This is a genomic window from Paracoccus sp. 22332 (assembly GCF_052045125.1).
In the GTDB taxonomy this organism is placed as follows: Bacteria; Pseudomonadota; Alphaproteobacteria; order Rhodobacterales; family Rhodobacteraceae; genus Paracoccus; species Paracoccus haematequi_A.
Genome location: NZ_JBQEOI010000062.1, coordinates 1 through 11,813, shown reverse-complemented (window position 1 = coordinate 11,813; position 11,813 = coordinate 1). Strand labels below are relative to the sequence as shown.

Here is an 11,813-nt window from a genome sequence, read left to right as displayed (position 1 = left end):
GCCGGTCCAACAGTCCAACACGTCCAACAGTTTTTGTCTGAAGGCAGACCGTCACCTCGGCAAGAAAATTTCCACAAAAATATATGACGAAAGTTTCTGTAATAATAAAAAGTGCTTTCCAATTTGTTTGGGAAATTATTCCTTATCAAGAAAAACCGGAATGTTAATTCCTTCGGTCCGCCAGTGTTATTGCGTCACGAATTCCTTGATTTTTTCCGTGCCGAGATTTATCATAACCTCCTGTGTTCGTTATTTTTAATATTTTAACGGGGCATTGACCCTTTGCCGGAAGTGCGACCCATGCCGTGCGTCCGGGGGCCAGGGTCAATCGGGGGCCGGGGTCAATAGCCCTATCGAGGGTCGGGCAGCGAAACAGGAGAGCGGCAGCAATGGATGATCGGTTCCTTGACGGCGGAAGGCAAGAAGGAGAGCCCGTCGGCAATCCGCCGATCCATGCGGATTCGGCCGCGAAAGTCGCTCGGCCCCACCTTCCTGCCTGCATTCCCGACAGGAAGGCTGAAGCGGATCGTCATGCCCTGGCGGCTCGGATCCGGGAAACCCTTCCCGGAAATCTCGACGTGGATGCCGACAAGGGAACCATCCATTTCCTTTCCAGCCCGAAGCGGGTTTGCGGCCTGATCTTTCCCGCTCTCACGCTCCGTCGCCCGGGGACCCAGGACGGCTACGCGGTTCTCTTCGAGTTCATGGACCTCTCCGGCCAGATAAAGTCCATCGCTTGCGGGATGGCGGATCTCGCTTCCGGTTCCGGCTTCGCAAGGAGGCTGACAGGACTGGGATTTCCGATCCACGTTTCCTTGCGAGAGTTTGTCGAGTTCCTCCGCGCATGGACCGCGGAGTCGCAGCCACCCCTGGGATGGCGCCTCGACCGGGCCGGCTGGGTGTCCCTGCCGGGGTGCAATCGCCTCTTCGTTCAGCCCGATGGGCGTGCTGTCGCGCGACGCAAGGAGGACGTGCCTGACCTTGCCCTGTTCAATGCCTCACCCGTGCCGAGGGCGGGAACTCTCCAAGGCTGGTCGAGCGGCATCGCCACCTGTGCCGAGGGAAACCCGCTCCTGATGGCCGCCCTCTCCGCAGGCTTTGCGGGCCCGCTCCTCGAGCTGGCGCGGATGGAAACAGTGGGTTTGAACGTCTACGGCCGACCCGGCTCCGGCAAGTCGTTGTTGCTGCAATCCGCCCAGAGTGCCGGGGATTCCCCGGCGACGACGACGTTCTGGTCGCAGTTTCCGGGGCGGCTGGAGGATCTGAAAGCGCGCCGGAACGATGGTCTGATGACGATCGAGGCCTTCAATGCCCACCCTTCCTCAAAGGAAATGACGGCCCTGGCGTCCTTCGCCACGGACAGTTCTTTCGAAAATCGCGAGACCGGGCATCGCCTCGTGATCCTGATGAGCAGCGAGGCCCCGACGATCGAGATTTTCCGGCGCAAGCGACATCTCCAGGCCGAGGCTCTCAGGGTGCGTTTCCTCGATATCCCGGTCGGGGCAGGCCTCCACGGGGCCTTCGACGATCTGCACGGATACCCGGATGCAGCCTCCTTTGTCACCGCCCTGCGCGGCATGATCAGGGACCACCACGGCCATGCGGCAGGCGCCTTCATCGAATGGCTGGTCAACAATCGCGAACACGCCGAGGCGATGCTGCATCGCCACATGGATCGTTTCGTCGCGCGGGAACTGGAACTGCGAACGGAGTCACCTCCAGGCACCCTTCTCCCGCATCTCCGGCGACTTGGCGTGGTCGGCGCGGCGGGGGAGTTGGCGATCGCGGCCGGGATCCTTCCCTGGACGGAAAACGCCGCGATGACGGCCGCTCATCACCTTGCGGCGCTCTGGCACTCGGCAGCGCAGGAACACAGCGTCGGCCCCGCGCTCCGTATCCTGCTCGACGCCATCGAAGCCCACGGCCATCGATTGCGATGGTTGGGGGGCACGCCTCGGAAACAGGAGGACCGGACCGGATGGCAGGACCATCGGTTCTATTACCTGACCGTCGATATGCTGAAGGATGCCAGGCCCTGGCATCTGGCCAGCCTCGAACGGGCAGGCCTTCTCAAGCCGGGCGGCGAAAAGCGTTCCTATCAGGCGCGGATGGACAAAGCCCAGCACGCGGGTCGGCCGCGCGTCCATCTCATCTGCAAACAGGCCCTCGCGGCAGTGGCCCCGAACGCGAAAATCGAGTTCAGCCTCCGTGAACACCTTCTGAATATCTTCTGTCCCGAGGATGAGGACTGAGATAAATCAATCCAACTGCCGCTCATGTGACGGCGGTCAGGGCCGCGCGGGCGTCACGATGATCGTGCAGCCGGGCTGCCAGCGTCGTCGGATCGCCCGCGACCCTCAGCGCGGCCGGATGGAGCTTTGCACAGGCCAAAGGACATCCAGCCGAAATCGCGGGAAATGACGCGTCTGTGCCATGACCAGGGTTTGGCCGAGCAGGCCGACGGCCTCTGCTCCGTTCAGCCGCTCGTCCGTCGGCCCGGTCCAGTTGACCGCGACGACGGGACCGGCGGCGTTCCGGTTCAGCCAGCCGCCCAGGGTCGAGATTTCCGAGGGGGTCAGGAAGTAGAGGACTTCCGACAACAGCACCAGGTCGGGCCGGATGTCGGGCAGATCGTCTGGCGCGCAGCCTTGCAGCACCGTAGCCTGGGAAAACCCGGCCAGGATGCGGCGCGCGGTGGCGGCCGCCGCGGGGATGCAGTCCATCGCGGTCAGGCGTCGGCAGCGAGGGGCCAGGCGGCGCGCCAGTTCGCCGTTGCCGCAGCCGATTTCCAGCGCCTCGCGGAACGGGCCGGGGCCGATCGCCGACAGGGTTTCCCGGAACTTGGCGGCCTCATAGGGGCTGGAGCGATGGTTCCAGGGATCCTCGCTGGCGGCATAGAGCCGGGACAGATGCGCAAGGGTGTCTCTATGGGGCAATGACGATCTCGGGATGGGTCAGGAAATGCTCCTGGCGCCACGGCTCCATGACGAATCCCTCGGGATCGTCGTCGATCAGCGGCGTCATCTGGCTGCGGTGGCAGGCAAGCGCCCGACGCTTGGCCGTCAGCGCGGCGGCCGAGGCCGCGATGGTGCGGGTTGGGGCGGTGCGGTCCGTGAAGCGGCCCCAGATCGGGTAATAGGCCAGCGCGACGTCGCGGCGGGCCAGGGTCCGCGCCATCCGCGCCACGCTTTGGTGATCGACATGCGGATCCCCCTCCCAGGTCGCCAGCAGCAGCGCGCCTTGCGGGATCAGGTCCGAGATGTCGGCATCCGTCCGCACCCGGCAGTCGCCATGTCCCAGCCAATGCGTCGTCGCGCCCAGGATGGCGGCGGCGGCCTCAAGCTCGGCCCGGCGCTGCTCGGCCAACCGCCGGGGCGGCCATCCGCGGGATTTCGGATGCGACCGGCTGCCATCGGTCACGCAGATCACGGTGCAACGCGCGCCATGGGCGGCGGCGTCGAACAGCAGCGCCCCGCAGCCCAGCGTTTCGTCGTCGGGATGGGGCGCCAGCACGGCCAGGGGGCGTCCGCCCAGCAGATCGGCCACGCCGATCGGGGGACCGAGGTTGTCCAGAAACCCGCTCATCCGATCCATCTGTCGCGCAGGGCGGGGCTTTGCAGGATGCGCGCCATGGCCCCCAGGGCCAGCCCGTCGGGATTGGCCTGGCGGATATAGAAGCCGAGGTCGCGGCGGATGCGGTCGGCGGGATGGGCGGTGGCAAAGGAGGCCGCCCCCAGGGCCTGGTCCATGGCGTTCATCAGCGCGACCGCTTCCTCGGCTGTCAGCAGCCGCGCCAGGATCGCGGCCTCGGCATCCTCGGGCACCGCATCGGGCCGTTCCACCCGATCGGCGGCCTGCCACAGCCACAGCCGGGCCGTTTCGCAGGCCGTCACCATCCGGCGCAGGCGCATGGCCTGCAAGGGTGCCGCGTCCTGCCCGCGCCGTTGCAGCTGATCGGCGGTGATCGCCGTCAGCGCCCGCATCGCGCCCAGTTGCACGGCGGCATAGCGCCAGACCCCGCCCTGGAAATGCGGTTCGATCAGATAGTCGCCGGGACCGCCGATCCGCAGGGCCTCGGCCACGGCAAGCCCCTCCAGGTCGCAGCGCCCCGAGGCGGTGGCCTTCATACCCGAAACCCGCCACTCGTCGGGAAACAGCCGCCCTTCAAGCTGCGGGCGGCTGAACAGAAGAAGCTGCGGGCCGTCGCCCGTGCCAGCGGACACAATCACATGGTCCAGCACGTCCGCGCCGCTGGCGAACAGCTTTTGCCCCCGCAACAGGGGGCCGTCGATCCTGACCGGATCGGGACCGTCGGCCCCCCAGATGCCCAGCAGGCCACCCCTCCTGTCGCCGGGGGCATACAGATCCAGCAGCTTGGCCGCGTTCACATGGCCTTCGAAGATGCGGCCCGCCGACAGGTTCGCCCGGCCGATGGCCGCCAAGGCCTCGAAAAGCTGCCCGACGGACAGCGGGGCGTCCAGAAGTCCGCCCTGCCGCAGCGCATGCGCCAAGGCAGGGCCAGAGGGACCGTCGGGACCGTCGCAGGGCGCCTGCGCCACAAGGCGCGCGGCACGGGCGATGTCGGTCATGCGGCACTCTTTCCCCGGGGCAGCAGCCGGGGGCGCACGGACCCTTCGACCAGGCGCCTCAGTGCGGGCAGCTCCGCTTCCAGATCCGAGGCGCGCAGGCGGTTGCCCAAGGACAGGGCGCGGCTGGGCCAGGGGCGGCTGTCCCCGGCCGTCGCGCGGGACCACAGATCCGCCAGGACAGGGACCGGCAGCATCGCCTGGTCGGCCAGGGGATCGTCATCGGACATCCGCTGGCGCAGGGCTTCGGCCATGCCGCCCTCGGCGCGGCCGTGCAGCCTGCCCGACACCGTGGCCAGCATGTCGTCGGCATAGCGGATCGCCAGGCCATGGGATTCGGCCTGATGGACCAGGGCGCGATCCTCGCTGGAGCGGGTGTCGGGAAGCCCGCCGATCAAGCGGAAACCATCGCTGCGGATCGCCATGGAGGCGGCGGATTCGATATAATGTGGACGCTCCGGACCCTGGCGCCCGGCCAGCAGGTCGACGGCATGGCGGATCTCGTGTTGCAGCGCGCCATGGGCAGCCTCGGCCTGGGTCACCCTGCGGCCGGGGGCGGTGGCCAGGACATGGCGGCAATCGGCGTCGATCCTGCCGCAGACCAGATCGGCCCCCGCATCCGCGGCGCGCAGCGCGGCGGCGATCCAGTCGGCATGGGGCGCGGCGTCCCCGTCGGTGGTCAGGATCAGCGCGCCGGGACGCGCGGCCAGATCCAGGACGACCCGGCGGGCGATCCCGGCATTGGGGTCGGGAAAATCGACCTGGTGCAGTTCCAGGCGCAGCGACGGATGGGTAAAGGACCGAACGATCCGCGCACTGCCGTCGGTGCAGTTGTTGGCCAGAACCACCGCCGTCACCGGCAGGGGCGACCGCATCGCCGCCGCCGAGAGGGCCCGCAGCAGCCTCGGCAGACGCCGGGCCTCGTTTCTGACGGGAATGGCAACGACGATCTGCACCAGGACAGGGCGGCTATAGGCGGCGACAATTGTCGAAAGTGATCCGTCCATGATCCGCCCTGTCTGATCCCGAAGCCAACTACCCCATCCCGTCCGCGGTTCCGCCGTCGTGGCCCCGCGGGTTCTGGGACCGGACTGAGAGCTTGATCTCGCCAATAAAGCACCAGGAGAAACGTAGTATAACCGCAGTTGAATTCGTTCATGCGGATCACTTCGTATTCTTTTCGCATGACAATAGACCTTCGATAAGGACACCTTATCGAAGATCTCATGTCCGGAGGGAGCCTGCCGCGTGGAAAGGCCCAGAGGGCCAGCGGGCATCTCCGATTGCCGCCGGATTCCTCGCGACAACATATAACCCCTTTGCACCCATGATCCCGACGGTTCCTTGGCCCTGATCGGCTATGCCCGCGTCTCGACCGCGACAGACGCTCGACCCGCAGCTGGCGGAGCGGCGCCAGGCTGCGGGATCATCCACAAGGAATACGCCTCGAACGCCCTGCCCTGCGGCGCCCTCCGGCGCCGATCCGGCCCGCGATACCCTGGTGGTGGTCCGGCTTGACCGGCTGGCGCGCTCGCTTTCGCATCTTCTCCAGGTGATCGAGTCGCTTGGAGGCCCGGAGGGCGCATTTCCGCTCACTCGGCGATCTGATCGACACGGCCAAGCCGCCGGGCCGCCTCTCGCTTCAGATGATGGGGGCGGTGGCGGAACCGGAACGCGCGCGAGCGGACCAAGGCGGGGCTGCGCTCGGCTAAGGCGCAGGGCCGGGTGGGCGGCAACCCCGGCCTTCGGGCAGGCAACCGCGAGGCGAACCGCAAGCTGCGCCTGGCCCGCGACGAGGGCTATTCAAGAAGCTCGAGAGCACGACCTTAGGTTTGGGAGGCTCTGGCGCGCTTTGTCACCGCCGGCATCGGCCAAGACTGGTCGGTCGAGCGGCTGAAGCGCGCCGCCCGACGCTATGTCCGCGACGGTGCTGGATCGCGCCGCGCCGCACCGCCAATGACCGGCTGCTGGCCGTCGTGGCAGGATGCGACATGCCGATCCCGACCTGACGCCGGCAGGCATCGCCACCCGGCTGGAGCAGATGCGAGAGCGCATCCCCCTGGGTAACGTGAAGTGGTTCCCCTCCACCGTGCGACTGCTGCTGCAACGGGCTGAGAGGATGGGGATGATCAACGACTTGTCGTGAGGATCGACCCTCCGACTTGACGCAGGTACCACCAGGTCATACTCTCCTTTCAAAGGAGATGACCATGACTGTCAAATCGTCGATTTCCCTTAGCGCCGAGCAACATGCCTTTGCCCGTGCTCAGGTCAAGGACGGCAGCTTTCCGTCTGTGAGCGCGGTCGTGCAGCATGGGTTGGAACTGCTGCGCCAGAAGTCCGAAGGCGAAAGGGCGGAACGGGCAGCATTAAAGGCCTTGCTGGAGGAGCGCGCCAAGGGAGCCTTCGTCGGTGCCGCAACGATGCGCAGTCGCCTTGATAGCTTCACGGCAGCGCGCCGCCGTGCGGATCGTGATGCGGATTGAGTTCGCAGCCGAGGCCGAGCGCGATTTTGTCCTGATCTTCGACCATCTCGTCGACAGCTACATGGCGTTTGGCGAAAGCCGTACAGAGGCCCTGCAACGCGCCGAGGCCAGACTGGCCGGTATTCTTGACGATACCACGCGCATTGCGACAGCTCCGCGGCGCGGAAGCCGGCATGATGATCTGATGCCGGGCTTGCGTCAACTGACCCTGGGCAGTGTGACCTTCTGGTTCAAGGTGGAGGACATGGACCAGAAGGTGCGTGTTCTGGCGGTCTTTTTCGGGGCACAGGACCAGCATCGGCGGATGTTGATCCGCTTGCTGGGACAGGAATAGCAAGCATCAGGCCTGATGATCCGGAATTCTGCTTGCCAAAGGCAGCGATTCTCAGCCATAGTCACGAAAAATCGCAGCAGAACGGCATTTTTCGTGAACACGGCGAGGCGAGAGCAACGAGCGGGCAGAGACCTTGATCAGGAAAACCTGAACACGGTCATTCGGCAACATTCCGAATGGCTGGCCAGTCAATTGCATGCCCAGCGTGAGAACCTGTTCCCGCCCGACGCCCACAAGGCCATGCGCAAGTTCACCTCGGGAGAGGCTGCCGCGCTTCTGGATGTGAACGACAGCTATCTGCGCAAGTTGCATCTGGACGGCAAGGGTCCCTCACCCGAACTGACCGCCGGCAATCGCCGGATGTATTCCGTGCAGGACATCCAGGAATTGCGGGAGTTGCTTGAAAAGACGGCGCGCAGTGTCGGGGATTACCTGCCTGGCCGCCAGCTTGGCGACAAGTTGCAGATCATCGGCGTGATGAACTTCAAGGGCGGGTCCGGCAAGACGACGACCTCGGCCCATCTGGCGCAACGGCTGGCGCTGAAGGGCTATCGCGTGCTGGCCATCGATCTGGACCCGCAGGCGTCAATGACGGCCTTGCATGGGGTGCAGCCGGAATATGACCTTCAGGACGGCGGGACGCTTTACGACGCAATCCGCTATGAGAAGCCTGCCCCGATCCGCGACGTGATCCGCAAGACCTATCTGCCGAATCTGGACCTGATCCCCGGCAACCTCGAACTCATGGAGTTCGAGCATGAAACGCCCCGGGCCTTGGCGCAGGGCAATGCCGGACTGTTCTTTTTCCGTGTCAAGGAAGCCCTGGCGCAGGTCGATGCCGACTATGACGTGGTGGTCATCGACTGCCCGCCGCAACTGGGCTTTCTGACAATGTCGGCCCTCTCGGCGGCGACGGGCGTGCTGGTGACCATCCACCCGGAAATGCTGGATGTCATGTCCATGAGCCAGTTCCTCCGGATGACGGCCGACCTGATGGACGTGATCGCGGAAAGCGGTGCGGACATGTCGCATGACTGGATGCGCTATCTGCTGACCCGCTACGAGCCGACGGATGCCCCGCAGAATCGGATCGTGGCCTTTCTGCGCACGATGTATGGCGACAAGGTCCTGAATGCGCCGATGCTGAAGTCCACCGCCATTTCGGATGCGGGGCTGACGAAGCAGACCCTTTACGAGGTCGATCGCTCGGCCTTCACGCGCTCCACCTATGATCGCGCGATCGAAAGCCTGAACGCGGTCAATGACGAGATCGCGCAACTGATCCAGCAGACCTGGGGGCGCAAATGAGCGAAAGCAAGAAGCGCCGGATGTCGATGCTGGACGACCTGGCCCAGGGTGCGGCAGCCGCGCCGCCGTCGATGATGTCGAACAACCGCGCACTGCGTTCGGCGCGCGATGCCGTGGACAGTCACCGCATCTGGGAACTGGATCCGGATCAGATCATCGACGACCGGGCCGCCGACCGGATGGACCCGCAGGACGTGGCCGACCTTCGCGCCTCGATCGAGGCCGTGGGGCAGACCGTGCCGATCCTGGTCCGCCGCGATCCTTCGGATCCGGACCGCTACCTGCTGGTCTATGGACGCAGGCGGCTGGAGGCCGTGCGCGGATCTGACCACGTTACCAAGATCCGCGCGATGATCGCCTCGATGGACGACAGCGCCGCAATCCGCGCGCAGGCTTCCGAGAACACAGGCCGCCGCGAGCTGAGCTTCATCGAACGCGCGATGTTTGCCCGCCAACTGGTCGAAAGCGATTTCGGCAGCCAGGCTCAGATCGCCGATATCCTGAACGTAACGAAATCGGCGGTCTCGATGGCTCTTGCCGTTGTCCGGACTGTCGGTCCGGATCTTGCCCTGGCGATCGGCCCTGCCCATGGCACGGGCCGTCCCCGTTGGGAGGCGCTGGCCGCCGCATTGGCCGAGTCCGACATGGATCGCGCGGAGCTGGTGGAGCTTGCAGCTCGGGTCAGGGCTCAGACCGATCCGGAGGTTGCCGATCCCTCGGTTGCAGCGTTCGAAGCGGTAGTCCGGCTTTTGCGAAAGATGACCGCCCTGCCCCGCCCGACACCGGGAGATTCGAACACCCTGACGATCAATGGAAAACCCGCCGGCAAGGTCATCAGAACGAAGACCGGTGTCCGGCTGGAGATCAGGACCGAAGACACAAAGTTCGCGGAATGGCTGCAATCCGAAGCTGCCGGCGCGATCGAGGAGCTTCACGCCCGCTGGAAGAAGCGCGGGTGAGGGCAAGATAGGCATAACAGCAAGGAGGCACGACCCAGCCAAAGAAAAGGTCCCGCAAAGCACGAAACCTTACGAGACCCTTTGATCGTAGCACATTAAAGGTAATCGCCATCGGAACAGTCTGCAAGTCCCTTCGTGATTTGCAGCGCGGGATTTCTTTGTCTTCGTGAACGAACAATGACTTACGATGCCATAACGCCGTTCCGGCGGCGGGTGGATGCTGTCCAAATCCGCCGCCATGCGACGCTGATGCAACCGTCTTCGGGCGGAAGCGTCGATAAATGGGCCATATTGCGCGATCTGGTGGCCGGACGGGAGACCTTCGGTGTCTCCGATCGTGATCTGACTGTCCTGCAGGCGCTTGTCAGTTTCCACCCCCGCAATGATCTGGGCGATCCTGAACGATTGATCGTATACCCTTCGAACTCGACGATCTGCGACCGGCTCAACGGGATGCCCTGTTCGACCATGCGCCGTCACCTTGCCCGTCTGGTCGAGGTCGGACTGATCCTTCGCAATGACAGTCCAAATGGAAAGCGATACATTCGTCGCAGTGCCCTTGGCGAACAGCGGTTCGGCTTAGACCTGTCGCCCTTGCTGCGGCGTGCAGACGAAATCCGGGCGGCCGCCCAGCGGGCCCGCGACACCGCGGCGGCGATGGCGGATCTGCGAAGCGACATTAGCCTGATGCGGCGCGATGTGATCAGTCTCCTTGACCTGGTTGAAAGCCAGGGAGGCGCCCTGCCCTCTGATGACCCGCAACGGAGTCTTGTGAACCTTGCAGGCCGCATCCTTCGCCGCAAGCCTTGCGCCCAAGATTTGTGGACGCTGCATAATGAATTGACTACTGTTCTTAAGGGCACCTCGAAAAATTGCCCGGCCCGAGTTGCTGCGGTATGAACGGGGGGTGATCGGCTGCTTGGGCGTAACGATGGCACAGATGGGTTTCTTCGATCTTTCGGACCGCTATGCGAGCCTGGATGCCAAGAAGGACCCCTTGGTCGAGATTGACGCCGTTGTGCCGTGGGAGGAGTTCCGCCCGACGCTGGAGCGGGTTTGGCGCAAGCCAGATGCGGAGCGGAAGTCGCGCGCCGGGCGCAAGCCGATGGACGCCGTTCTGATGTTCAAGACACTGGTCCTGGGCGCGCTCTACAACCTGTCCGACGACCAGATCGAGTATCAGGTGCGCGACCGTTTGTCATTCATGCGGTTCCTCGGCCTAGGGCTTGAGGACCGGGTGCCCGATGCCAAGACGGTGTGGCTTTATCGCGAAGCGCTGGCGCAGGCGGGCCTGGTGGAGGCGCTGTTCAAGCAGTTCGACGGCTATCTGGCGCGCCGGGGTTACATCGCGCGGGGAGGGCAGATCCTGGATGCCTCCATCGTCCCGGTGCCGAAGAACCACAACACGCGCGAGGAAAACAAGGCGATCAAGAGCGGTGAGGTGCCCGAGGGCTGGTCCGACAAACCGGCCAAGCGGTCACAGAAGGACGTTGATGCCCGCTGGACCAAGAAGCACGGTAAATCCCACTATGGCTACAAGAACCATGTGAGCATGGACAGGAAGCACAAGCTGGTAAGACGTTACCATGTCAGCGATGCCGCCCTGCATGACAGCCAAGCGGTGGACCACCTGCTGACGCGGGGCAATACCGGCGCGGGGGTCTGGGCCGATCCGGCCTATCGGTCCGAGGAGATGGAAGCCAAGCTGCGCGGCATGAAGCTGAAGAGCCACATCCACCGCAAGGGCAAGCGCGGCAAGCCGCTGACCGAGCAGGCCAAAAGCAGCAACCGGACCAAATCCTCGGTGCGTGCCCGGGTCGAGCATGTCTTCGGCGCGCAGACCAATGACATGGGCGGCACGCTGGTGCGCACGATCGGCATGGTGCGGGCGAAGGCGAAGATCGGGATGAAGAACCTCGCTTACAACATGCGCCGCCTCGGCCAGCTGAGCCGCCTGAACCCGTGCCCGGGCTAACCCAGGGGCGCGGAAATCAAGTCGTGCGGCACGAAACGCCGCGCGCGACAGGCAAAGCATCAAAGACCCCGTAGCGCACAAGGGCACTGACGGGTGGCATCACGCCCATTTCAAGCCGCCGAGCCCGCGACCCGCGACCGGAAAAGGTCAAAAATCGAGGTGCCC

Annotated in this window: 11 protein-coding genes and 1 pseudogene; 8 read left to right on the top strand and 4 right to left on the bottom strand. The window is 64.6% G+C overall.

The annotated features are described in order from the left end of the window. The first annotated feature begins 389 nt into the window (after positions 1-389). Positions 390-2,252 (top strand): DUF927 domain-containing protein, encoded by a 1,863-nt coding sequence (locus ACTJI6_RS22295; protein WP_440803716.1) that lies wholly within the window; start codon positions 390-392, stop codon positions 2,250-2,252. Positions 2,253-2,357: 105 nt separating this feature from the next. On the opposite strand, the gene ACTJI6_RS22290 is transcribed toward ACTJI6_RS22295, so the two are convergent. Genes ACTJI6_RS22290 through ACTJI6_RS22275 form a run of 4 tightly spaced genes read right to left on the bottom strand, consistent with a single transcriptional unit; the run spans position 2,358 to position 5,593 of the window. Then, entirely contained in the window at positions 2,358-2,936 is a 579-nt protein-coding gene (locus ACTJI6_RS22290) for an SAM-dependent methyltransferase (RefSeq protein ID WP_440803718.1), read from the bottom strand. Continuing rightward, complete coding sequence (locus tag ACTJI6_RS22285) at positions 2,926-3,585, bottom strand: PIG-L deacetylase family protein (RefSeq protein ID WP_440803721.1); 660 nt, start codon at positions 3,583-3,585, stop codon at positions 2,926-2,928. Before ACTJI6_RS22285 ends, ACTJI6_RS22290 begins: the two co-directional genes overlap by 11 nt. Then, positions 3,582-4,589: an acyl-CoA dehydrogenase family protein gene (locus ACTJI6_RS22280; protein WP_440803723.1), complete on the bottom strand. Its 1,008-nt coding sequence runs from the start codon at positions 4,587-4,589 to the stop codon at positions 3,582-3,584. The genes ACTJI6_RS22285 and ACTJI6_RS22280 overlap by 4 nt, the downstream gene beginning before the upstream one ends. Beyond that, positions 4,586-5,593, bottom strand: coding sequence for a glycosyltransferase (locus tag ACTJI6_RS22275; RefSeq protein WP_440803726.1), 1,008 nt, complete (start codon positions 5,591-5,593; stop codon positions 4,586-4,588). The genes ACTJI6_RS22280 and ACTJI6_RS22275 overlap by 4 nt, the downstream gene beginning before the upstream one ends. 337 nt (positions 5,594-5,930) lie before the next feature. Between ACTJI6_RS22275 and ACTJI6_RS22270 the strand changes: the two are divergent. The 7 genes and pseudogenes from ACTJI6_RS22270 (at position 5,931) to ACTJI6_RS22240 (ending at position 11,648) form a co-directional block, all read left to right on the top strand. Further along, a pseudogene (locus ACTJI6_RS22270) lies at positions 5,931-6,732 on the top strand (recombinase family protein). Between the two features lie 64 nt (positions 6,733-6,796). Next, a complete protein-coding gene (locus ACTJI6_RS22265) occupies positions 6,797-7,072 on the top strand; it encodes a ribbon-helix-helix domain-containing protein (protein WP_126156403.1) in 276 nt (91 codons plus the stop codon). Next, on the top strand, positions 7,062-7,406 hold the full coding sequence (locus ACTJI6_RS22260; RefSeq protein WP_241232927.1) for a type II toxin-antitoxin system RelE/ParE family toxin: 345 nt from the start codon (positions 7,062-7,064) through the stop codon (positions 7,404-7,406). Before ACTJI6_RS22265 ends, ACTJI6_RS22260 begins: the two co-directional genes overlap by 11 nt. A 93-nt stretch (positions 7,407-7,499) precedes the next feature. Continuing rightward, positions 7,500-8,714, top strand: coding sequence for a plasmid partitioning protein RepA (gene repA / locus ACTJI6_RS22255; protein ID WP_126156383.1), 1,215 nt, complete (start codon positions 7,500-7,502; stop codon positions 8,712-8,714). After that, the gene (repB, locus tag ACTJI6_RS22250; RefSeq protein ID WP_126156384.1) at positions 8,711-9,673 is read left to right on the top strand and encodes a plasmid partitioning protein RepB; all 963 of its coding nucleotides are present in this window, start codon (positions 8,711-8,713) and stop codon (positions 9,671-9,673) included. Before repA ends, repB begins: the two co-directional genes overlap by 4 nt. 177 nt (positions 9,674-9,850) lie before the next feature. Beyond that, positions 9,851-10,573 carry a plasmid replication protein RepC gene (gene repC / locus ACTJI6_RS22245; protein WP_440803824.1) on the top strand — a complete coding sequence of 241 codons (723 nt, stop codon included), beginning with the start codon at positions 9,851-9,853 and terminating at the stop codon, positions 10,571-10,573. A gap of 31 nt (positions 10,574-10,604) precedes the next feature. After that, on the top strand, positions 10,605-11,648 hold the full coding sequence (locus ACTJI6_RS22240) for an IS5 family transposase (RefSeq protein WP_085502601.1): 1,044 nt from the start codon (positions 10,605-10,607) through the stop codon (positions 11,646-11,648). The last annotated feature ends 165 nt before the right edge of the window (positions 11,649-11,813 follow it).